The following is a 21050-nucleotide window of genomic DNA, read 5'->3' as shown; positions in this document are numbered from 1 at the left end:
CGGGAGGGCGGTGGCGGATACTGCCGCCATACAGCCCCGGCGTCTTATGCCGGACGATAAACGCGCACATTGGCATGTCCCTCACTGAGCAGGTGATGAGCGTGCAGACGACTCATCACTCCCTTGTCGCAATACAGCAGGTACTGGCGCGTGGCATCCAGTTCCTTGAAGCGACTGTTGAGGGCATAGAACGGCAAAGCCTTGACCTCGATGCCGTCCAGTTCCAGGGGCTGGTCTTCCTGGGCGTCGGGGTGACGGATGTCGATCACCACTTGCCCGGCCAGCGCCTGGCTGACTTCTTCGATCTGAATATCCTGGCTGAGTTCGTCGATCACGTTGTCGATCGAGATCAGGCGGGCCCGTTCCAGCGCGCGCTCCAGCACCGCCATGTCGAACTGCTTCTCTTCATGGTCGACGCGGTGGCGCTTGGCGCAGGTGGTCGGGTTCACCGAGATCACGCCGCAGTACTCGGGCATGTGCTTGGCGAACTCGGCGGTACCGATCTGGTTGGCCTGGTCGATGATGTCCTGCTTGTGGCTGGCCAGCAGCGGGCGCAGCACCAGCTTTTCGGTGGCCGAGTCGATCACGGCCAGGTTCGGCAGGGTCTGGCTGGACACCTGGGAAATCGCCTCGCCGGTCACCAGTGCATCGATTTCCAGGCGGTCGGCGATGTTGCTGGCGGCACGCAGCATCATGCGCTTGAGGGTCACGCCCATGTAACTGTTGTCGACCTTGCCGAGGATCTCGCCGACCACTTCCTCGAACGGCACGCTGACGAACAGTACGCGCTGGCTGCTGCCGTACTTCTTCCACAGGTAATGGGCGACTTCCATCACGCCCAGTTCGTGTGCACGGCCACCCAGGTTGAAGAAGCAGAAGTGGGTCATCAGGCCGCGGCGCATCATCTGGTAGGCGGCAACGGTGGAGTCGAAGCCACCGGACATCAGCACCAGGGTCTGCTCCAGCGCGCCCAGCGGGTAGCCGCCGATGCCCTTGTGCTGGTTGTGGATGACGTACAGGCGCTTGTCGCGGATCTCGATGCGCACTTCCACTTCCGGGGTGCGCAGGTCGATACCGGAGGCACCGCACTGCTGGCGCAACTGGCTGCCAACGTAGCGATCGACGTCCATCGAGGTGAAATCGTGGTGGCCGCCGCGCTTGCAGCGCACGGCGAAACGCTTGCCGGCCAGCAGGTGGCCGAAGTGGGCCTTGCACTTGGCGACGATATCGTCGAAATCGCCCAGCGGGTATTCATCCACCTGCAGGAAGTGGGCGATGCCCGGCATGCAGGTGAGGCGCTCGGTCATCTCGCGCAGCACTTTCTCGTCGTCGAGGCGGGTGACCACTTCGAGGTTGTCCCAGACGCCATCGACCTTGACCTCAGGGTCGAGGTCGCGCAGCACGGTACGGATGTTCCGGCCGAGCTGACGAATGAACCGCTTGCGGACCGGGCGGCTCTTGATGGTGATTTCTGGAAAGACTTTGACGATCAGTTTCATGGAAAACAGCGCGCGAGCGGCCAGCCGAAAAAGGGGGGCGCGGATTATAGCGGAAATTGCTCAAGGTTTGACCAACTTTTGTACAGCCGGTTTCACATGCACTGTTTTGGTTCGCTTCGCGACTTTTGCGCATCTAAAGAGTGCATAAATTTCCGACATTTCTTACAGAAAGGGCTGAAACGCTTGGGAATGGGGCAAAAATTCCATTTTCGGGCACTGGCATGCAAATTGCTCCCTTGTGAGGCAGGTTGCCTTGGCCGAGTATTCGCGCCCGGCATCACCCAAATTGAAGGGCTGCACAGGCAAGCTCTACCCCACCCGGAGGACACCATGTCGAAGTCGGTTCAACTCATCAAAGATCATGACGTTAAATGGATTGATCTGCGCTTCACTGACACCCGCGGCACTCAGCACCACGTGACCATGCCAGCCCGTGACGCGCTGGAAGACGACTTCTTCGAAGTCGGCAAGATGTTCGACGGTTCCTCCATCGCCGGCTGGAAAGGCATCGAAGCGTCCGACATGATCCTGATGCCGGTTGACGAAACCGCCGTCCTCGACCCGTTCACCGAAGAGCCGACCCTGATCCTGGTCTGCGACATCATCGAACCTTCGAGCATGCAAGGCTACGACCGCGACCCACGTGCGATCGCCAAGCGCGCCGAAGAGTACCTGAAGAGCACCGCCATCGGTGACACCGTCTTCGCCGGTCCGGAGCCTGAGTTCTTCATCTTCGACGAAGTGAAGTTCAAGTCCGACATCTCCGGTTCGATGTTCAAGATCTTCTCCGAGCAAGGCTCCTGGATGTCCGACCAGGACGTCGAAGGCGGCAACAAAGGCCACCGTCCAGGCGTCAAGGGTGGTTACTTCCCTGTTCCGCCGTTCGACCACGACCACGAAATCCGTACCGCCATGTGCAACGCACTGGAAGAGATGGGTCAGACCGTCGAAGTTCACCACCACGAAGTGGCGACTGCCGGCCAGAACGAAATCGGCGTCAAGTTCAACACCCTGGTGAAGAAGGCTGACGAAGTACAGACCCTGAAATACGTCGTGCACAACGTTGCCGATGCCTACGGCCGCACCGCGACCTTCATGCCGAAGCCTCTGTACGGCGACAACGGCTCGGGCATGCACGTCCACATGTCGATCTGGAAAGAAGGCAAGAACACCTTCTCCGGCGAAGGCTATGCCGGCCTGTCCGACACCGCCCTGTACTTCATCGGCGGTATCATCAAGCACGGTAAGGCTCTGAACGGTTTCACCAACCCTTCGACCAACTCCTACAAGCGTCTGGTTCCAGGCTTCGAAGCGCCGGTCATGCTGGCCTACTCGGCTCGCAACCGCTCCGCCTCGATCCGTATTCCGTATGTCGGCAGCCCTAAAGCCCGTCGTATCGAAGCCCGCTTCCCGGATCCGGCTGCCAACCCTTACCTGGCCTTCGCTGCCCTGCTGATGGCCGGCCTGGACGGTATCCAGAACAAGATCCACCCAGGCGACGCTGCCGACAAGAACCTGTACGACCTGCCGCCTGAAGAGGCCAAGGAAATCCCGCAGGTTTGCGGCAGCCTGAAAGAAGCCCTGGAAGAGCTGGACAAGGGCCGCGCGTTCCTGACCAAGGGCGGCGTGTTCTCCGACGACTTCATCGATGCCTACATCGCTCTGAAATCCGAAGAAGAAATCAAGGTTCGCACCTTCGTACACCCACTGGAATACGAGCTGTACTACAGCTGCTGATCCCGTGACGCCTGCGAAAGCAGCGTGAATGAAAGGCCTCCTTCGGGAGGCCTTTTCGTACCCGCGCCTACGAAACGTCCGATATTTCCATTTTTACCACCCCTCCATGCTGGCTCGCTCTTCATTCAGCGAGGTTCACATGGTCCGACCCCTTCTTCTGCTCAGCCTGCTGCTTCCCCTGACAGGTTGCGCCACTCTCCCCGCCAGCACGAAACCCGAAACGTCCGTATTGCTGAGCAGCAGCCAGGCCTGGGACGGAACGATCTACCGCGCCTACCCCGCCGGCCAGCCGCGACTGACCCTGCTGAAGATCCGCATCCCGCCCCACACCACGCTCGACTGGCACAGCCACCCCATACCCAATGCCGGCTATGTCCTTTCGGGTGAGCTCCAGGTGGAAACCCGCGACGATCGCCAGAAGGTCCTGCTCAAGCGCGGCGATGCATTGGCCGAGATCGTCGGTGGCGTACACCGCGGAAAAACCACAGACCAGGCGGCAGAACTGATTGTGTTCTATGCCGGCAATACCACCCTGCCCCTGAGCCAGCCTGCCGCCACCGGTGACTCGGCAGAGACGTTGAAGGGCACCACACCCCAACCGCTTGCGGCGCTGCTGCTCAGCGTCGAGCAGCGGGCGTCCATTGCCAGCATCGCGGCGGAGCACAAATGGAAAGCCGGCTTGCCCGTGGAGGATCGTGGCCGCGAGCGGCTGGTCATTGCCAATGCCCGGGCCCAGGCTGCCCGCCACGGCCTGGACCCCGTTCGGGTAGAGCGCTTCTTCTCCGACCAGATCGAAGCCGCCAAGCTTCTCCAGTACGACCTCATGAATGCCTGGCACGCCAATGCCGAGGAAGCGCCGGACACCACCCGGCGCGATCTTGCAGGCCTGCGCAAGGCACTCGACCTGATGCAGGAAGACCTGCTGAAAAACCTTGCCGCCTTCGACCGCGCCATCGCCCCACAGGAGTGCGCCACGCTGCTCGCCCGATCACTGGAGGCCGACGGACGGCGCTCGCACCCCGAACACCTGGCAATGATCCGTGCGACAGCCAGCCTCTGCCGTAGCGAATGACTCTATGCTCTATTGTGGTGCGTCTGATTCGCCAAACCGGGTCGACGCATCCCATTTTGGTTCAAAAAAACCCGCCGCTTAGGGTATTCCATGCTTTTTTCGGGCAGATTCAGGGCTTTATCCGGGGATTCCGCTTCTTTTCGGAGCCTTGGTTTGGTTTTTGCATTTTCATCGCACTAGCGCAATACCAGCATCCGCCCCCCTGGCCACCGCCAGGCCCGACATGTGCCAAAAGAGGTCAAAGACGCCACATGACCATCAGCGATGCACTGCACCGATTACTACTGGACAACCTGACCACCGCCACCATCCTGCTCAACAGCGAATTGCGCCTTGAGTACATGAACCCCGCGGCGGAAATGCTCCTGGCCATCAGCGGCCAGCGCAGCCATGGCCAATTCATCAGCGAGCTGTTCACAGAATCCACCGAAGCCCTGAACTCCCTGCGCCAGGCGGTCGAGCATGCGCACCCGTTCACCAAGCGCGAGGCCATGCTCACCTCCCTGACCGGGCAGAGCCTGACGGTCGATTACGCTGTCACCCCGATCCTCAACAACGGCCGCACCCTGCTGTTGCTGGAAGTCCACCCGCGTGACCGCCTGCTGCGGATCACCAAGGAAGAGGCCCAGCTCTCCAAGCAGGAAACTACCAAGATGCTGGTGCGCGGCATGGCCCACGAGATCAAGAATCCGCTCGGCGGCATCCGTGGCGCGGCGCAGTTGCTGGCTCGCGAACTGCCCGACGAAGGCCTGAAGGACTACACCAACGTCATCATCGAAGAGGCCGACCGCCTGCGTAACCTCGTGGATCGCATGCTCGGCTCGAACAAGTTGCCGATGCTGGCCATGACCAACGTCCACGAAGTCCTCGAACGGGTCTGCAGCCTGGTGGAAGCGGAAAGCCAGGGCGGCATCACCTTGGTGCGCGACTACGACCCGAGCCTGCCGGACGTGCTGATCGACCGTGAACAGATGATCCAGGCCGTGCTCAACATCGTGCGCAACGCCATGCAGGCGATCAGCGGGCAGAACGAACTGCGCCTGGGTCGCATCACCCTGCGCAGCCGCGCCATGCGCCAGTTCACCATCGGCCATATCCGCCATCGCCTGGTGGCCAAGATCGAGATCATCGACAACGGCCCCGGCATTCCGGCGGAACTCCAGGACACCCTCTTCTATCCCATGGTCAGCGGCCGCCCGGACGGTACCGGGCTGGGCCTGGCCATCACCCAGAACATCATCAGCCAGCACCAGGGCCTGATCGAATGTGACAGCCATCCAGGCCACACCACCTTCTCGATCTTCCTGCCACTGGAACAAGGAGCCGCTTCCTCATGAGCCGTAGTGAAACTGTCTGGATCGTCGATGACGACCGCTCCATCCGCTGGGTCCTGGAAAAAGCCTTGCAACAGGAAGGCATGACCACCCAGAGCTTCGACAGTGCCGATGGCGTCATGAGCCGCCTGGCCCGCCAGCAGCCCGACGTGATCATCTCCGACATCCGCATGCCGGGCGCCAGCGGCCTCGACCTGCTGGCCCAGATCCGCGAGCAGCACCCACGGCTGCCGGTGATCATCATGACCGCCCATTCCGACCTGGACAGCGCGGTGGCGTCCTACCAGGGCGGCGCATTCGAGTACCTGCCCAAACCGTTCGATGTCGACGAAGCGGTGTCGCTGGTCAAGCGCGCCAACCAGCATGCGCAGGAACAGCAAGGCGGCGACGTCGCACCGAGCCTGACCCGCACCCCGGAAATCATCGGCGAAGCGCCGGCGATGCAGGAGGTGTTCCGCGCCATCGGCCGCCTGAGCCATTCCAACATCACCGTGCTGATCAACGGCGAGTCCGGTACCGGTAAAGAGCTGGTCGCCCATGCGCTGCACCGCCACAGCCCGCGCGCCGCAGCGCCGTTCATCGCCCTGAACATGGCGGCGATTCCCAAGGACCTGATGGAGTCGGAGCTGTTCGGCCACGAGAAAGGTGCATTCACCGGCGCGGCCAACCTGCGGCGCGGGCGCTTCGAACAGGCTGACGGCGGCACGCTGTTCCTCGACGAGATCGGTGACATGCCTGCCGACACCCAGACCCGTCTGCTACGGGTGCTGGCCGATGGCGAGTTCTACCGAGTCGGCGGTCACACGCCGGTGAAGGTGGACGTGCGCATCATCGCCGCGACCCACCAGAACCTGGAAACCCTGGTGCAGGCCGGCAAGTTCCGCGAAGACTTGTTCCACCGCCTGAACGTGATCCGCATCCATATTCCACGCCTGGCCGACCGCCGCGAAGACATCCCCACCCTGGCCCGCCATTTCCTTGGTCGCGCCGCTCAGGAACTGGCGGTGGAACCCAAGCTGCTCAAGGCGGAAACCGAAGAGTTCATCCGCAACCTGCCGTGGCCCGGTAACGTTCGCCAACTGGAGAACACCTGCCGCTGGATCACCGTCATGGCCTCGGGCCGCGAAGTGCACATCGGCGACCTTCCACCGGAGTTACTGAGCCTGCCGCAGGACGCCGTGCCGGTCACCAACTGGGAACAGGCGCTGCGCCAGTGGGCCGACCAGGCGTTGTCCCGCGGTCAGTCGAGCCTGCTCGACAGCGCGGTGCCGAGCTTCGAGCGGATCATGATCGAAACCGCCCTCAAGCACACGGCCGGTCGCCGCCGCGATGCCGCCGTGCTGCTGGGCTGGGGCCGCAACACCCTGACTCGCAAGATCAAGGAGCTGGGCATGAAGGTCGATGGTGCTGATGACGGAGACGACGAAGAGTCCTGAGCCAGCGCTTCAAATGACGCGGGGCAGGTTCCTGAAAAGGACCTGCCCCGCGTTCGTTTCAGCCGGCCAACGGCATGAATGCCCCATTGGTGAACCGAAACAGCCCCCGGCGCACCGCCGCAAGGCAAAAATCCCCACTATTACTCCGCCAAATCCTACAAAAAGCCCTGAAAGCCCCGTATCAAAGGGTTTTCTAAAAGTTGGCACAGCACCTGCATTAATACAGATATCTCCAGTTTTGGGGACCTTGGTACAGGCAGGCCGGGGAATCCCCTCTTTTATTCGTGCAGTCTCACCTGCACTCGCCAGCGGTCCTCCACTGACTCTCCCGCCCAGCGGGCTTGCAGTGGACGGGCCGCCACCAGGCTCAACAGCAGCCCCTTGTCACTGATCCTCACCCGCCAGCTCACCGGTTTGCCATCGTAGGTCAACTGGCCCTTCCGGCTCTTCCCTTCTGCTTCGAACAACAGCACCACGGTGCCCTCGACCATTTCGCCATGCAGCCTGGGTTCTTCGTTGAACCACAGGTCCAGTCCGTCGGCCACCACGTCCACCTGCTCCAGCACCCGCGGTTCCGGCGCGGTCAGGCGACCGATCATCAGGCCCACCAGCATTCCGAAGATCGCCAGGGAAAACAGCACCCGCGGCCAGGATTTCGAACGCGGGTCCGGTTCGTCGGGAGTAGAATGCCCATCATCTTCATGTTCGGAGCCGTGCATGTTTCACGTGATCCTTTTTCAACCAGAAATTCCGCCGAATACCGGCAACATTATCAGGCTCTGCGCCAACAGCGGTTGCGACCTGCACCTGATCGAGCCGATCGGCTTCGAGCTGGACGACAAGCGGTTGCGCCGGGCCGGCCTGGATTACCACGAGTACGCCACCCTCAAGCGCCACAGCGACCTGGCAGCGTGCCTGGAGAGCCTTGGCCAGCCACGCCTGTTCGCCTTCACCACCAAGGGCTCGCAGCCCTTCCATGAAGTGGCGTTCGAACCGGGAGACGCGTTCCTGTTCGGGCCGGAGAGCCGTGGACTGCCGGCAGAGGTGCTGGACGCCCTGGAAAGCGGCCAGCGGCTGCGTTTGCCGATGCGGCCGGGGTGCCGCAGCCTGAACCTGTCCAACACGGTGGCCGTGGCCGTGTACGAAGCCTGGCGTCAGCAAGGCTTCGCCTGAAAAAGCATCGCTGGCAAGCGATGAGGCGCTCAAAAAAAACGCCCCTTGCGGGGCGTTTTCATTCCAGCCAGGTCATCGCTTATTGCAGCGAAGGCGCCTCGCCAGCTTCCTGCATGCGCTGCATTTCCTGCGCGTACAGGGCGTCGAAGTTCACCGGAGACAGCATCAGCGCCGGGAACGAACCACGGGTCACCAGGCTGTCCAGCGCTTCGCGAGCGTACGGGAACAGGATGTTCGGGCAGAACGCGCCCAGGGTGTGGCTCATCGAGGCGGCGTCGAGGTTCTTGATCAGGAAGATACCGGCCTGCTGCACTTCAGCGATGAAGGCAACTTCTTCACCGTTCTTCACGGTGACCGACAGGGTCAGGACCACTTCGTGGAAATCACCTTCCAGACCTTTCTGCTTGGTGTTCAGGTCCAGGGCAACGCTTGGCTCCCACTGCTGACGGAAGATCGCCGGGCTTTTCGGCGCTTCGAACGACAGGTCGCGCACGTAGATGCGCTGCAGGGAGAATTGTGGTGCGCTTTCTTCGGCAGCCGAGGCGCCGTTGGTCTGTTGCTCGGTCATGGCAGATCCTTCTTTGCAGGGTCTTTAGAGGGTTTGGGATTCAAGCATTGAGCAGAGCGTCGAGCTTGCCGGCGCGCTCCAGTGCATAGAGGTCGTCACAGCCACCCACGTGAGTGGCGCCGATCCAGATCTGCGGCACCGAGGTACGGCCGGCTTTCTGGGCCATTTCCGCGCGCACCTGGGGCTTGCCGTCGACCTTGATTTCTTCGAAGGCCACGCCTTTGCCCGCCAGCAACTGCTTGGCGCGCATGCAATAAGGGCAGTAGTCGCTGGAGTAGACGATGACCGGGTTCATGTCACTTCACCAGCGGCAGGTTGTCGGCTTTCCAGCTCGACACGCCGCCCGACAGCTTGGCAGCGGTGAAACCGGCCTTGAGCAGGTCGCGGCAGACGGCGCCAGCGTGCTGGCCCATGTTGTCGACCACGATCAGGGTCTTGTTCGCCTTGTGCTTTTCCAGCTCGCCGATGCGGGCAGCGAATTTGTCCTGCGGAATGTTCACTGCGCCAACGATGTGGCCGGCGGAGTATTCCTTGCTGGTACGGATGTCGATGACCAGGCCCTTGTCGCCATTGACCAGTGCGGTCAGCTCGCCGTTGCTCAGGCTGCGGCCGCCCTTGCGTGCCTCGGTAACGATCAGCAGAACCAGCAGAACGACGAAGATAGCAACCAGCAGGTAGTGATTTGTCGCGAATTCAATCAGGTGAGCAACCATTGGGAGGGTGTTCCGGGCCATTAAAAATGTCGGCCAGTATACACAGCAGCCAAGGGCCGCCAAACCCCGCCAGCGGGTGTTGTCGACAGCAATTCTCATCACGGCCTGCTGCCTGTCGGGCCGACGGTACGCGGAATTCGTCAAGGCTGGCCAATTTGCCCTAAAATGCGGGTCTTTCTCATCTACAACCGTGAGTAGATTTTGATGACGAGCACGCCCAAGCCTTTGGTCCTGATCATCCTGGATGGTTTCGGTCACAGCGAAAGCCCTGAGTACAACGCTATCTATGCCGCCAATACCCCGGTCTACGATCGCCTGCGCGCCACCCAGCCGCATGGCCTGATCTCCGGCTCCGGCATGGATGTCGGCCTGCCCGACGGGCAAATGGGCAACTCCGAAGTCGGCCACATGAACCTCGGCGCCGGCCGGGTCGTGTACCAGGACTTCACGCGCGTGACCAAGGCCATTCGCGACGGCGAGTTCTTCGAAAATCCCGTGCTCACCGGGGCAGTGGACAAGGCAGTCGGCGCCGGCAAGGCCGTGCACATCCTCGGCCTGCTCTCCGACGGCGGCGTACACAGCCACCAGGATCACATCGTCGCCATGGCCGACCTGGCCGCCAAGCGCGGTGCCGAGCGCATCTACCTGCATGCCTTCCTCGACGGCCGCGATACCCCGCCACGCAGCGCCCAGTCGTCCATTGAGCTGCTGGATGCCGCCTTCGCCAAACTGGGCAAGGGTCGCATCGCCAGCCTGATCGGCCGCTACTACGCCATGGACCGCGACAACCGCTGGGACCGCGTCAGCGCCGCCTACAACCTGATCGTCGACAGCGCTGCCGAATACACCGCAGACAGCGCCCTGGCCGGCCTCGAAGCCGCCTACGCCCGTGACGAGAGCGACGAATTCGTCAAGGCCACCCGCATCGGCGACGCGGTGAAGGTCGAGGACGGCGACGCCGTGATCTTCATGAACTTCCGCGCCGACCGCGCCCGCGAACTGTCCCGCGTGTTCGTCGAAACCGACTTCAACGAGTTCCCCCGCGCCCGCCTGCCGAAACTGGCGGCCTATATCGGCCTGACCCAGTACTCGGCGAAGATCCCGGCCCCGGCCGCATTCGCCCCGAGCAGCCTGGAAAACGTGCTGGGCGAATACCTGGCGAAGAACGGCAAGACCCAGCTGCGCATCGCCGAGACCGAAAAATACGCCCACGTCACCTTCTTCTTCTCCGGTGGCCGCGAAGAGCCGTTCGAAGGCGAAGAGCGCATCCTGATCCCATCGCCGAAGGTCGCCACCTACGACCTGCAGCCGGAAATGAGCGCACCGGAAGTCACCGACCGCATCGTCGAAGCCATCGAGCAACAGCGCTACGACGTCATCGTGGTCAACTACGCCAACGGCGACATGGTCGGCCACACCGGCGTGTTCGATGCTGCGGTCAAGGCCGTTGAAGCCCTGGACGGCTGCGTCGGCCGCATCACCGAGGCGCTGGACAAGGTCGGTGGCGAGGCGCTGATCACCGCCGACCACGGCAACGTCGAGCAAATGGAAGACGAGTGCACCGGCCAGGCACACACCGCCCACACCACCGAGCCGGTGCCGTTCATCTATTACGGCAAACGTGACCTGAAAGTCCGCGAAGGCGGGGTTCTGGCTGACGTGGCGCCGACCATGCTCACGCTGATGGGCCTGGAGATTCCGAAGGAAATGACCGGCACCTCGATTCTGGTCAAGCCATAAGCCGCAAGCCACACGCTGCAAGAAAGGGCATGAACGGTCTTTTCTTGCAGCTTGCCGCTTGAAGCTTGCAGCTATCCGTCCCTGAGGCGTTTTTTTTGCCGCCAGTGGCGGGCATACTAGGCCGGTCTCCATCCCCTGGTTATCGCCATTCCATGCTTCGCGCCCTGATCCTCCTAGCCCTGACCTGCCTGCTTGGCCCGGCCTTCGCCGACGAGCGCGCGCAAACCCAGCAGCAACTGGACGCCACGCGCCAGGACATCGCCGAGCTGAAAAAGAAGCTCGGACAACTGCAGGAGGAGAAATCCGGCGTGCAGAAAGACCTGCGCGGCACCGAGACCGACATCGGCAAGCTGGAGAAGCAGGTGGAGGACCTGCAGAAAGAACTAAAAAAGACCGAGGGCGAACTGGAGCGCCTCGACACTGAAAAGAAGAAACTCCAGTCCGCCCGCCACGAACAGCAACGCCTGATCGCCATCCAGGCCCGCTCCGCCTACCAGAACAACGGTCGCGAGGAATACCTGAAGCTGCTGCTCAACCAGCAGAATCCGGAAAAATTCGCCCGCACCCTGACCTACTACGACTACCTGAGCCAGGCACGCCTGGCGCAATTGCGCGGGTTCAACGAAACCCTGCGCCAACTGGCCAACGTCGAGAAAGACATCGCCCAGCAGCAGGCGCAACTGCTGGTTCAGCAAGGCACCCTCGACGAGCAGCGCCAGGCGCTTGAGAAGACCCGCGCCGAGCGCCAGGAGATTCTCGCCAGACTCAATGGCACGCTGAAGGACAACGACCAGAAACTCGCCGCTCGCCAGCAAGAGCAGGCCGAGCTGGGCCGCGTGCTCAAGACCATCGAGGAAACCCTCGCCCGTCAGGCCCGTGAAGCCGAGGAAGCGCGCCAGCGCGCCTTGCTGGCGGCCCAGGAAGCCGAGAAAAAACGCCAGCAGGAGGCGGCCCTCGCCGCCCGCGAAAACGCCCGCAAGGACGACAGCGACGATGAACCGAAAAAGCCCGTGCGCAGCCCCGGCCCGCTGGTGTCCAGCGACGGTGCGGTATATGGCGGCGCTTTTTCTGCGGCACGGGGCAAACTTCCGTGGCCGGTCAATGGTCGATTGTTGGCACGCTTCGGGGAAACCCGCGGCGACGATTCGCGGGCCAAGTGGGACGGCGTGATGATCAGTGCATCAGCCGGCAGCCAGGTTCATGCGGTACACGGCGGGCGCGTGGTGTTCGCCGACTGGTTGCGCGGCGCCGGACTTCTGGTCATTCTCGATCACGGTAACGGTTATCTCAGCCTGTACGGTCACAACCAGACGCTGCTCAAGGAGGCCGGCGACATCGTCAAGGCCGGCGAGGCGATCTCCACCGTGGGCAACAGCGGTGGCCAGACCACCCCGTCGCTTTACTTCGCCATCCGCCAGCAGGGCCGGCCGACCGACCCGACGCAATGGTGCCGTGGCCAGGGATAGGCCTCGCCTCTTCATTTAACGCGCCAGCCGCCGTCGCAGCGGGCGCGATGCTCCCCCAGGGGCACACACAGGATCAGGAGTTCGTTCGACATGCTGCATTCGCCTCGCCTTACCTCGCTGGCCCTGGCCGTTGCCCTGGTCAGCGGCGCGTCCACCGCCCTTGCGGCCGAGCCCGCCACGCCTGCGACCACCGTCGCACCGACGACGGTCACCGCCAAGGCCCCGCTGCCGCTGGACGAACTGCGCACCTTTGCCGAGGTCCTGGATCGCATCAAGGCGGCCTATGTCGAACCGGTGGATGACAAGACCCTGCTGGAAAACGCCATCAAGGGCATGCTCAGCAACCTCGACCCGCACTCCGCCTACCTCGGCCCTGAAGACTTCCAGGAACTGCAGCAAAGCACCAGCGGCGAATTCGGCGGCCTGGGCATCGAGGTGGGCATGGAAGACGGCTTCGTCAAGGTGGTCTCGCCCATCGACGACACCCCGGCCTCCCGCGCCGGCATCGAGGCCGGCGACCTGATCGTCAAGATCAACGGCGCCCCGACCCGCGGCCAGACCATGACCGAAGCGGTCGACAAGATGCGCGGCAAGATCGGCGAGAAGATCACCCTGACCCTGGTGCGCGATGGCGGCACGCCCTTCGACGTGACCCTTGCCCGCGCCGTCATCCAGGTCAAGAGCGTGAAGAGCCAACTGCTCGAAGACGGCTACGGCTACATCCGCATCACCCAGTTCCAGGTCAAGACCGGCGAGGAAGTCGGCAAGGCCCTGGCCAAGCTGCGCAAGGACAACGGCAAGAAGCTCAGCGGCGTGATCCTCGACCTGCGCAACAACCCTGGCGGCGTCCTGCAGTCGGCGGTGGAAGTGGCCGACCACTTCCTCACCAAGGGCCTGATCGTCTACACCAAGGGCCGTATCGCCAACTCCGAACTGCGCTTCTCCGCCGACCCGGCCGACGCCAGCGAAGGCGTGCCGCTGGTGGTGCTGATCAACGGCGGCAGCGCCTCGGCCTCCGAGATCGTCGCCGGTGCCCTGCAAGACCAGAAACGCGGCGTGCTGATGGGCACCGACAGCTTCGGCAAAGGCTCGGTGCAAACCGTCCTGCCGCTGAACAACGACCGTGCCCTGAAGATCACCACCGCGCTGTACTACACCCCCAACGGCCGGTCGATCCAGGCCCAGGGCATCGTCCCCGACATCGAGGTGCGCCAGGCGAAGATCACCAGCGAGCAGGACACCGAGAACTTCAAGGAAGCCGACCTGCAAGGTCACCTCGGCAACGGCAACGGCGGTGCCGACCGGCCTTCGAGCAGCAAGGCGGCAAGCAAGACGAGCAAGAAGGCACGTCCGCAGGACGATGACTACCAGCTCAGCCAGGCCCTCAGCCTGCTCAAGGGACTGAGCATCACCCGCGACAAGTGATGCGCGCGTTCCTCTTCTCCCTGCTCTGCCTGCTGGCCGGCACCGCCCTCGCGGCGCCGGCCCAGCCGCAGCGGGCCTACCTCAGCGTCATCATCGACGACCTCGGCCAGAGCCCGGCCCGCGACAACCGCACCCTCGCCCTTCCCGGCCCGGTCACCCTGGCGATCATGCCGGACACGCCCCACGCCACCGACTTCGCCCGCCAGGCCCACAAGGCCGGGCGCACGGTGATCCTGCACATGCCCATGGACCCGGCCACCGGTCCCTATGCCTGGCACCCCGAAACACCCTTGCCCGAGCTGGAAAAGCGCCTGCACGCCGCCCTTGACCGGGTTCCATACGCGGCGGGGGTCAACAACCACATGGGCAGCCGCATGACCGCGCAACCGGAGGCCATGGCCTGGCTGATGGGCGAGCTGCAACGGCGTGACCTGTTCTTCGTCGACAGCCGCACCAGCGCTGCCACCGTGGCGGCCGCCAAGGCTCAGGCGCTGGGCCTGGCCAGCGTGTCGCGGGATGTGTTCCTGGATGATGTGCGCACCACCGAGGCCATTGCCGGGCAATTGCACCTGGCGGTTGAACTGGCGCGCAAACAGGGCACGGCGGTGGTGATCGGCCACCCTTATCCACAGACCCTCGACGTACTCGAGCGCGAGCTGCCGCGCCTCAAGGCCCAGGGCGTGGAGGTGATCGAATTGCGTCAGATCATCGCCGAACGCAGCAACCGCGCCATGCCCGCCCACGGCAAGGGCGGGATCTACAGGTAACGGGCGAAGACCTCGTCGACGAAGCCTTCGTCACGCATGTGGTCGAGGCTCTCCTGAAGCTTCTTCACCACCTCGTCGGGCACCTGCTTGTTCAACGCCAGATAGAGCTGGGTGCCGTTGAAGCGCAGCACCGTCTTGAACGCGGTCATACCGATCTGCCGGGCCAGGTAGCGGCCCGCGGGATCACCGGTGGCCCAGAGGTCGATCTCGCCGCTGTAGAGCTTTCTGGCGTTGTCCTGATCGCGCAGTACCAGCACCGGCTTCAGGCCGCTCCTGGCCAGGCTCTCGGCGATGGCGTCGCCCTTGTAGGCGCCGATGCGCAGGCCCTTGGCCTGGTCGAGGTTGCCGAGCTGAAGCGTGCTGTCGGCCCGCGCCAGCAATACCCAGTCATCCGGCCCCAGCGGACCGACCCACTTGAACAGGTGCTCGCGGTCCGGCTGGCGGGCCAGCACGAACACGCCGTGATTGGGCGTGTCCCTGGCCTGCTGGTAGACCCGCGTCCAGGGGAAGCGCAGGGTCATGCTGTAGGGGATGTCGGCGCGGCGGAACATCTCCCGCACCAGGTCGGCGGCAATACCCTGGATTTCAGGCTCGCGCGCGAAGCTCTTGCCGTCGCGGGACATGTTGTAGGGCGGGAAGTTTTCGGTGAGCAGGACCAGGGGTTCGCTGGCGTGAGCGGTGCTGGTGAGGATGAGGAGAAAGAGGAGTCTGGTCAGCATCGGGAAGGATCTGGCTTTCTGGGTGATGCTGATAGCCCTATCGCTGGCAAGCCAGCTCCCACAATCTTGTGGGAGCTGGCTTGCCAGCGATAGGGCCTCAACGCGGTCCTGAATCAGCGAACGACGATCCCGCGCTGCGCCATGTAGGCCTTGGCCTCCGGCACGGTGTACTCACCGAAGTGGAAGATGCTCGCCGCCAGCACTGCACTGGCGTGGCCTTCGAGGATGCCGTCGGCCAGGTGCTGCAGGTTGCCCACGCCGCCGGAAGCGATCACCGGAATGCCCAGCGCATCGCTGATGGCCCGGGTCACACCGAGGTCGAAGCCGTTCTTCATGCCGTCCTGGTCCATGCTGGTGAGCAGGATCTCGCCGGCCCCCAGGCCTTCCATCTTCTTCGCCCACTCCACCGCGTCCAGCCCGGTGGGCTTGCGGCCGCCGTGGGTGAAAATCTCCCAGCGCGGGGTTTCGCCCGGACCGGAGACTTTCTTGGCATCGATGGCGACGACGATGCACTGCGAACCGAAGTGCGCTGCCGCTTCGCCGACGAACTCGGGGTTGAACACCGCGGCGGTGTTGATCGAAACCTTGTCGGCACCGGCGTTGAGCAGGTTGCGGATGTCCTGCACGGTGCGCACGCCACCGCCCACGGTCAGCGGGATGAACACCTGGCTGGCCATGCGCTCGACGGTGTGCAGCGTGGTGTCACGGCCATCGACGCTGGCGGTGATGTCGAGGAAGGTAATCTCGTCGGCACCCTGTTCGTCGTAGCGACGGGCGATTTCCACCGGGTCGCCGGCATCGCGGATGTTCTCGAACTTGACGCCCTTCACGACCCGGCCGTTGTCCACGTCCAGGCAAGGGATGATGCGTTTGGCCAGGGCCATAAAGAATCCTCAGCTGCAAGCTTCAAGCGTCAAGCCACAAGAGAAAGCAGACCGCAGTCGCGCTTTTACTTGCAGCTTACAGCCTGGAGCCTGGGGCTAGTCAGTAGCTGTCGCAGAAGGCTTGCGCCTCGGCGACATCCAGGGTGCCTTCGTAGATGGCCCGACCGGTGATAGCGCCGATGATGCCTGGGGCCTTGGCGTCGAGCAGGGCCTTGATATCGCCCAGGTTGTGAATGCCGCCGGAGGCGATCACCGGGATCTTGGTGGCTTCGGCCAGGGCCTTGGTGAAGGGCACGTTGCAGCCCTGCATCATCCCGTCCTTGGCGATGTCGGTGTAGACGATGGCAGAAACGCCGTCGGCTTCGAAGCGCTTGGCCAGGTCGATGACCTGCACCGAACTGACTTCGGCCCAGCCGTCGGTGGCGACGAAGCCGTCTTTCGCATCCAGGCCGACGATGACCTTGCCCGGGAAGGCGCGGCAGGCTTCAGCAACGAACTCAGGCTGCTTGACCGCCTTGGTGCCGATGATCACGTAGCTGACGCCGGCCTTGACGTAGTGCTCGATGGTTTCCAGCGAACGGATGCCGCCACCGATCTGGATTGGCAGGTTCGGGTAGCGCCTGGCGATGGCCGTGACCACTTCGCCGTTGACCGGCTGGCCTTCGAACGCGCCGTTGAGATCGACCAGATGCAGACGGCGGCAGCCACCTTCAACCCATTTGGCGGCCATGCTCACCGGGTCGTCGGAGAATACGGTGGAATCTTCCATGCGGCCTTGGCGCAGACGTACGCAGGCACCGTCCTTGAGATCGATAGCGGGGATAATCAGCATCTGGAAAACCTGTCTATTCGGTAAACAGTGAGCCCGGGAAGTCAGTTCTTCTCGAGCGCCCACAGGTCGCTCTCGATGCTCTCGAAACGCTCTTTGAGATGCGCCTGAACATCGGAGATCGCCCTGTTGTAGTAGTGCGGTGCGATTTCTTTGCTGAACAGCTCCAGAACCTCGGCCACCTCGAACGACCCCAATTGCAGCTCGAAACGGTCTTCGAGAAAGCGCTTGAGGGTGTCCAGCGCCTCACGCTCCTGTTCGGCGTCGAGGGTGATGGCGGGGGCCTTGTTCCGGGAGCGGCTCATTACCAGCGGCCATCCCAGGCGGCGAAGTTCTGCAACAGTTGCAGGCCGTGGGTATGGCTCTTCTCCGGGTGGAACTGGGTGGCGAAGCGCGAGCCTTCGGCCAGTGCCGCAGCGAAATCGACCCCGTAGTGACCACGACCGACCACCTGGGACGGCTTGCCGGACTCGATGTAGTAGCTGTGCACGAAGTAGAAGCGCGCCTGGTCCGGAATGTCGTGCCAGAGCGGGTGGTCGATGGTCTGGCTGACCTGGTTCCAGCCCATGTGCGGCACCTTCAGGTGCTCGCCGTCTTCCTGCAGGCCCTTGCCGAAGAAACGCACCTTGCCGGGGAACATGCCGATGCCGTCGACACCGTCGTTCTCCTCGCTGTGCTCCAGCAGCGCCTGCATACCGACGCAGATGCCGAGGAACGGGCGGTCCTGGCTGACTTCCTTGACCAGGCTGTCGAAGCCCAGGCGGCGGATTTCAGCCATGCAGTCACGAATTGCGCCCACACCGGGAAAGACCACGCGGTCGGCTTCGCGAATCACCGCGGCATCGCTGGTGATCAGCACCTTGCCGGCGCCCACGTGCTCCAGGGCCTTGGACACCGAGTGCAGGTTGCCCATGCCATAGTCGATAACGGCAACGGTCTGCATTACAGGCAACCTTTGGTGGAGGGCATCTGGCCGGCCATGCGTTCATCCAGCTCGATGGCCATGCGCAGCGCGCGGCCGAAGGCCTTGAACACGGTTTCGATCTGGTGGTGGGTGTTGTGCCCGCGCAGGTTGTCGATGTGCAGGGTCACGTTGGCGTGGTTGACGAAGCCCTGGAAGAATTCCTGGAACAGGTCGACGTCGAAGCCGCCCACGGTGGCGCGGGTGTACGGCACGTGCATCTGCAGGCCGGGACGGCCGGAGAAGTCGATCACCACGCGCGACAGCGCTTCGTCCAGCGGCACGTAGGCGTGGCCGTAGCGGTAGATGCCTTTCTTGTCACCGATGGCCTGGCTGAATGCCTGGCCGAGGGTGATCCCGACGTCTTCGACGGTATGGTGATCGTCGATATGCAGGTCGCCCTTGCACTCGATGTCCAGGTCGATCAGACCATGACGGGCGATCTGATCCAGCATGTGCTCGAGAAAAGGCACGCCGATATCGAATCGGGCCTTGCCAGTGCCATCCAGGTTGATCGAGGCCTTGATCTGGGTTTCCAGAGTATTGCGCTCGACGGATGCCTTACGTTCGACCATCACCAGCTCCGCAAAATCATTGGGCGAAAAAGGCGGTCATTATAGGCCCAGAACGTCGCATCTTGAAACGAAGATGACATGCGGCATGTGGGTTTTGGGCCCGCGTTGCGGGCCATCCGCCGGCAAGGCCGGCTCCCACAGTGGCTGCGGCGGACTCAAAACCATGGTCCAGCGCAAAACCCTGTGGGAGCCCGCGTTGCCGGCGATGGCCCGCAAAGCGGCCCCAGATTGCCTGAATCAGTGGAACAGTACGGCGGTCTTCTGCAAGGTCGCCCACACACCCCAAGCCAGCGGAATGCCCACTGCCAGCCACGCGGCGACCACCAGCGGCCTGCTGGCCGGCGAGGCGCGCCACTCCAGCACGGTGCTGCTGTCGGCACCCTTGTCGTGGCCCAGCGCCTGTTCGGCCGCCAGTTGCTCGTCGGTCATGAAGTACTTGTTGGCCACCGGACGCACCATGGCGTTGCAGATGAAGCCCAGCACCAGCAGGCCGGCGAGGATGTACAGGGTGATGTCGTAGGCTGCAGCCCGTTCGACACCGATATCCAGCTGGTACTCGCGCAGGTAGTTGACCAGCACCGGACCCAGCACACCCGCCGCAGCCCAGGCCGTCAGCAGGCGACCGTGGATCGCACCGACCATCTGCGTACCGAACAGGTCGGCCAGGTAGGCCGGCACCGTGGCGAAGCCGCCGCCGTACATCGACAGGATGATGCAGAACGCCGCCACGAACAGGGCGACATTGCCCAGGTGCCCCATGTTCGGCACCAGCGCGTACAGCGCGAAGCCCAGGGCGAAGAAGGCGAAGTAGGTGTTCTTGCGCCCGATGTAGTCGGAGAACGACGCCCAGAAGAAGCGCCCACCGATGTTGAACAGGCTCAGCAGGCCGGTGAAGCCGGCAGCGATCGCGGCGATCTGGCCCAGTTGCGCAGCGTCCAGTTCACTGAAGGTCAGGTTGTTGCCCAGCAGCTTGCCGGCGAACACTTCCTGCAGCAGCGGCGAGGCCATGCCGAGAATGCCGATGCCCGCCGAGACGTTCAGGCACAGCACCAGCCAGATCAGCGCGAACTGCGGCGTCTTCCACGCCACGCTGACGTGCACATGGCGGTGAGTGATCATCGCGTTGCTGGCTTTCTTCGCCGGTGCGACCCAGCCTTCGGGCTTCCAGCCGGTGGGCGGTACGCGGTACGACAGGGCTCCGCCCATCATGAAGACGAAGTAGATCAGCGCCATCACCACGAAGCTCTGCCACACGCCGACGCCTTCAGGGCTGGCGAAGTGGTTCATCAGTGCCGCCGCCAGGGGTGCACCGACCATCGCACCGCCGCCGAAGCCCATGATGGCCATGCCGGTGGCCATACCGCGCTTGTCCGGGAACCACTTGATCAGGGTCGAGACCGGCGAAATATAGCCCAGGCCCAGGCCGATACCGCCGATGACGCCAGAGCCCAGCCACATCAGCCAGATCTGGTGGGTGTAGACACCCAGCGCCGAGATCAGCAGGCCACCGCACCAGCACAAGGCCGATACCACACCGGCCTTGCGCGGCCCGGCATGTTCCAGCCAGCCACCCCAGATGGCCGCCGAGCAGCCGAGGAAAATGAAGAACAGGGTGTAGATCCAGCCGAGCATCGAGATCGGCCAGTCGCAGGTGGACGACACCATCTGCGCGAAGAAGCCCATGTCCGGAGCGCAGGCCACAGGTGCGGTGATGCCGATGGCCTTGGACAGCGGCAACCAGAACACCGAGAAGCCGTAGGCCATGCCGATACACAGGTGGATGGCCAGGGCGGCCGGTGGAACCAGCCAGCGGTTGAAGCCGGGTCGAGCGACGATGCGCTCCTTGGAGAGGAAGCCAGGCGTGCTGTCCACGGCCCCCGCGGTGATACTGCTCATTATTATTGCCCTCGTAGATAGGTAGCGCCCCGCAGGCCAAACCGGACACCCCATCGACCTTGGCGCACGCAGGCAGCGAGCCGTTTTTTGAGGGCAGCCGGCTTCATCGCGACAATCCGTCGCAGCAAAGCCCGGGAACTGGCGAAAGAGTAGCATTTAGGTGGCTAATTATTAGCAAACTGATATCGCGTTTTTTGCCGAAACTGGCACTTTCAACGGATAAACGCCCTTAAACATCCGCTACGCAGGGCAATCG

General features: G+C 63.1%; 21 protein-coding genes. 9 read left to right on the top strand and 12 right to left on the bottom strand.

Features of this window, described 5'->3' with window-relative positions; all coding sequences use genetic code 11:
* Window positions 1–44 precede the first annotated feature (44 nt).
* Window positions 45–1499, bottom strand: coding sequence for a tRNA uracil 4-sulfurtransferase ThiI (gene thiI, locus AC05QJ_RS03190; protein ID WP_476745552.1), 1455 nt, complete (start codon window positions 1497–1499; stop codon window positions 45–47).
* Between the two features lie 330 nt (window positions 1500–1829).
* Between thiI and glnA the strand changes: the two genes are divergently transcribed.
* The 4 genes from glnA (at window position 1830) to ntrC (ending at window position 7078) form a co-directional block, all read left to right on the top strand.
* Complete coding sequence (glnA, locus tag AC05QJ_RS03185) at window positions 1830–3236, top strand: type I glutamate--ammonia ligase (protein WP_476745551.1); 1407 nt, start codon at window positions 1830–1832, stop codon at window positions 3234–3236.
* A 139-nt stretch (window positions 3237–3375) separates the two neighbouring features.
* Window positions 3376–4308 carry a gamma subclass chorismate mutase AroQ gene (gene aroQ, locus AC05QJ_RS03180; RefSeq protein WP_476745550.1) on the top strand — a complete coding sequence of 311 codons (933 nt, stop codon included), beginning with the start codon at window positions 3376–3378 and terminating at the stop codon, window positions 4306–4308.
* A gap of 251 nt (window positions 4309–4559) precedes the next feature.
* On the top strand, window positions 4560–5645 hold the full coding sequence (gene glnL, locus AC05QJ_RS03175) for a nitrogen regulation protein NR(II) (protein ID WP_476745549.1): 1086 nt from the start codon (window positions 4560–4562) through the stop codon (window positions 5643–5645).
* Entirely contained in the window at window positions 5642–7078 is a 1437-nt protein-coding gene (gene ntrC, locus AC05QJ_RS03170; RefSeq protein WP_476745548.1) for a nitrogen regulation protein NR(I), read from the top strand. The genes glnL and ntrC overlap by 4 nt, the downstream gene beginning before the upstream one ends.
* Window positions 7079–7356: 278 nt before the next feature.
* Here the strand turns inward: ntrC and AC05QJ_RS03165 are convergent, their stop codons facing one another.
* On the bottom strand, window positions 7357–7797 hold the full coding sequence (locus tag AC05QJ_RS03165) for a hypothetical protein (protein WP_476745547.1): 441 nt from the start codon (window positions 7795–7797) through the stop codon (window positions 7357–7359).
* Here AC05QJ_RS03165 and trmL point away from each other — a divergent pair.
* Entirely contained in the window at window positions 7796–8251 is a 456-nt protein-coding gene (trmL, locus tag AC05QJ_RS03160) for a tRNA (uridine(34)/cytosine(34)/5-carboxymethylaminomethyluridine(34)-2'-O)-methyltransferase TrmL (protein WP_476745546.1), read from the top strand. The genes AC05QJ_RS03165 and trmL overlap by 2 nt on opposite strands.
* 79 nt (window positions 8252–8330) lie before the next feature.
* Here trmL and secB read toward each other — a convergent pair whose 3' ends face one another.
* The 3 genes from secB to AC05QJ_RS03145 are packed head-to-tail and all read right to left on the bottom strand — an operon-like array spanning window position 8331 to window position 9532.
* Entirely contained in the window at window positions 8331–8819 is a 489-nt protein-coding gene (secB, locus tag AC05QJ_RS03155) for a protein-export chaperone SecB (RefSeq protein WP_476745544.1), read from the bottom strand.
* A gap of 40 nt (window positions 8820–8859) precedes the next feature.
* The gene (grxC, locus tag AC05QJ_RS03150) at window positions 8860–9114 is read right to left on the bottom strand and encodes a glutaredoxin 3 (protein ID WP_476745543.1); all 255 of its coding nucleotides are present in this window, start codon (window positions 9112–9114) and stop codon (window positions 8860–8862) included.
* Window position 9115: 1 nt separating this feature from the next.
* On the bottom strand, window positions 9116–9532 hold the full coding sequence (locus tag AC05QJ_RS03145) for a rhodanese-like domain-containing protein (protein ID WP_476745542.1): 417 nt from the start codon (window positions 9530–9532) through the stop codon (window positions 9116–9118).
* 204 nt (window positions 9533–9736) lie between these two features.
* Between AC05QJ_RS03145 and gpmI the strand changes: the two genes are divergently transcribed.
* From gpmI to AC05QJ_RS03125, 4 genes are all read left to right on the top strand, one after another.
* Window positions 9737–11272, top strand: coding sequence for a 2,3-bisphosphoglycerate-independent phosphoglycerate mutase (gpmI, locus tag AC05QJ_RS03140; protein ID WP_476745541.1), 1536 nt, complete (start codon window positions 9737–9739; stop codon window positions 11270–11272).
* A 152-nt stretch (window positions 11273–11424) separates the two neighbouring features.
* Window positions 11425–12738, top strand: coding sequence for a murein hydrolase activator EnvC family protein (locus AC05QJ_RS03135; protein WP_476745540.1), 1314 nt, complete (start codon window positions 11425–11427; stop codon window positions 12736–12738).
* Window positions 12739–12828: 90 nt separating this feature from the next.
* Window positions 12829–14163, top strand: coding sequence for a S41 family peptidase (locus AC05QJ_RS03130; protein WP_476745539.1), 1335 nt, complete (start codon window positions 12829–12831; stop codon window positions 14161–14163).
* Window positions 14163–14930: a divergent polysaccharide deacetylase family protein gene (locus AC05QJ_RS03125; protein WP_476745538.1), complete on the top strand. Its 768-nt coding sequence runs from the start codon at window positions 14163–14165 to the stop codon at window positions 14928–14930. Before AC05QJ_RS03130 ends, AC05QJ_RS03125 begins: the two co-directional genes overlap by 1 nt.
* On the opposite strand, the gene AC05QJ_RS03120 is transcribed toward AC05QJ_RS03125, so the two are convergent.
* From AC05QJ_RS03120 to AC05QJ_RS03090, 7 genes are all read right to left on the bottom strand, one after another.
* Window positions 14921–15649, bottom strand: a complete 729-nt coding sequence (locus AC05QJ_RS03120) for a substrate-binding periplasmic protein (protein ID WP_476745537.1) — start codon at window positions 15647–15649, stop codon at window positions 14921–14923. The genes AC05QJ_RS03125 and AC05QJ_RS03120 overlap by 10 nt on opposite strands.
* Before the next feature lie 113 nt (window positions 15650–15762).
* The gene (gene hisF, locus AC05QJ_RS03115; RefSeq protein ID WP_476745536.1) at window positions 15763–16533 is read right to left on the bottom strand and encodes an imidazole glycerol phosphate synthase subunit HisF; all 771 of its coding nucleotides are present in this window, start codon (window positions 16531–16533) and stop codon (window positions 15763–15765) included.
* A 100-nt stretch (window positions 16534–16633) separates the two neighbouring features.
* The gene (gene hisA / locus AC05QJ_RS03110) at window positions 16634–17365 is read right to left on the bottom strand and encodes a 1-(5-phosphoribosyl)-5-[(5-phosphoribosylamino)methylideneamino]imidazole-4-carboxamide isomerase (RefSeq protein WP_476745535.1); all 732 of its coding nucleotides are present in this window, start codon (window positions 17363–17365) and stop codon (window positions 16634–16636) included.
* Between the two features lie 41 nt (window positions 17366–17406).
* Window positions 17407–17667 (bottom strand): DUF2164 domain-containing protein, encoded by a 261-nt coding sequence (locus tag AC05QJ_RS03105; RefSeq protein WP_476745534.1) that lies wholly within the window; start codon window positions 17665–17667, stop codon window positions 17407–17409.
* Window positions 17667–18305, bottom strand: coding sequence for an imidazole glycerol phosphate synthase subunit HisH (hisH, locus tag AC05QJ_RS03100; protein ID WP_476745533.1), 639 nt, complete (start codon window positions 18303–18305; stop codon window positions 17667–17669). Before hisH ends, AC05QJ_RS03105 begins: the two co-directional genes overlap by 1 nt.
* Window positions 18305–18898: an imidazoleglycerol-phosphate dehydratase HisB gene (gene hisB / locus AC05QJ_RS03095; protein WP_476745532.1), complete on the bottom strand. Its 594-nt coding sequence runs from the start codon at window positions 18896–18898 to the stop codon at window positions 18305–18307. The genes hisH and hisB overlap by 1 nt, the downstream gene beginning before the upstream one ends.
* A gap of 237 nt (window positions 18899–19135) precedes the next feature.
* Window positions 19136–20797, bottom strand: a complete 1662-nt coding sequence (locus AC05QJ_RS03090; protein ID WP_476747856.1) for an OFA family MFS transporter — start codon at window positions 20795–20797, stop codon at window positions 19136–19138.
* Between the last annotated feature and the right edge of the window lie 253 nt (window positions 20798–21050).

This window comes from Pseudomonas sp. TUM25319 (assembly GCF_056388475.1).
Note: the sequence above shows the minus strand (reverse complement) of the source record. Positions and strands in the feature narration are given on the sequence as shown.

Coding starts and splice junctions, on each gene's coding strand:
- thiI (WP_476745552.1), bottom strand. CDS start 1,499: ATGAAACTGATCGTCAAAGTCTTTCCAGAAATCACCATCAAGAGCCGC.
- glnA (WP_476745551.1), top strand. CDS start 1,830: ATGTCGAAGTCGGTTCAACTCATCAAAGATCATGACGTTAAATGGATT.
- aroQ (WP_476745550.1), top strand. CDS start 3,376: ATGGTCCGACCCCTTCTTCTGCTCAGCCTGCTGCTTCCCCTGACAGGT.
- glnL (WP_476745549.1), top strand. CDS start 4,560: ATGACCATCAGCGATGCACTGCACCGATTACTACTGGACAACCTGACC.
- ntrC (WP_476745548.1), top strand. CDS start 5,642: ATGAGCCGTAGTGAAACTGTCTGGATCGTCGATGACGACCGCTCCATC.
- trmL (WP_476745546.1), top strand. CDS start 7,796: ATGTTTCACGTGATCCTTTTTCAACCAGAAATTCCGCCGAATACCGGC.
- AC05QJ_RS03165 (WP_476745547.1), bottom strand. CDS start 7,797: ATGCACGGCTCCGAACATGAAGATGATGGGCATTCTACTCCCGACGAA.
- secB (WP_476745544.1), bottom strand. CDS start 8,819: ATGACCGAGCAACAGACCAACGGCGCCTCGGCTGCCGAAGAAAGCGCA.
- grxC (WP_476745543.1), bottom strand. CDS start 9,114: ATGAACCCGGTCATCGTCTACTCCAGCGACTACTGCCCTTATTGCATG.
- AC05QJ_RS03145 (WP_476745542.1), bottom strand. CDS start 9,532: ATGGTTGCTCACCTGATTGAATTCGCGACAAATCACTACCTGCTGGTT.
- gpmI (WP_476745541.1), top strand. CDS start 9,737: ATGACGAGCACGCCCAAGCCTTTGGTCCTGATCATCCTGGATGGTTTC.
- AC05QJ_RS03135 (WP_476745540.1), top strand. CDS start 11,425: ATGCTTCGCGCCCTGATCCTCCTAGCCCTGACCTGCCTGCTTGGCCCG.
- AC05QJ_RS03130 (WP_476745539.1), top strand. CDS start 12,829: ATGCTGCATTCGCCTCGCCTTACCTCGCTGGCCCTGGCCGTTGCCCTG.
- AC05QJ_RS03125 (WP_476745538.1), top strand. CDS start 14,163: ATGCGCGCGTTCCTCTTCTCCCTGCTCTGCCTGCTGGCCGGCACCGCC.
- AC05QJ_RS03120 (WP_476745537.1), bottom strand. CDS start 15,649: ATGCTGACCAGACTCCTCTTTCTCCTCATCCTCACCAGCACCGCTCAC.
- hisF (WP_476745536.1), bottom strand. CDS start 16,533: ATGGCCCTGGCCAAACGCATCATCCCTTGCCTGGACGTGGACAACGGC.
- hisA (WP_476745535.1), bottom strand. CDS start 17,365: ATGCTGATTATCCCCGCTATCGATCTCAAGGACGGTGCCTGCGTACGT.
- AC05QJ_RS03105 (WP_476745534.1), bottom strand. CDS start 17,667: ATGAGCCGCTCCCGGAACAAGGCCCCCGCCATCACCCTCGACGCCGAA.
- hisH (WP_476745533.1), bottom strand. CDS start 18,305: ATGCAGACCGTTGCCGTTATCGACTATGGCATGGGCAACCTGCACTCG.
- hisB (WP_476745532.1), bottom strand. CDS start 18,898: ATGGTCGAACGTAAGGCATCCGTCGAGCGCAATACTCTGGAAACCCAG.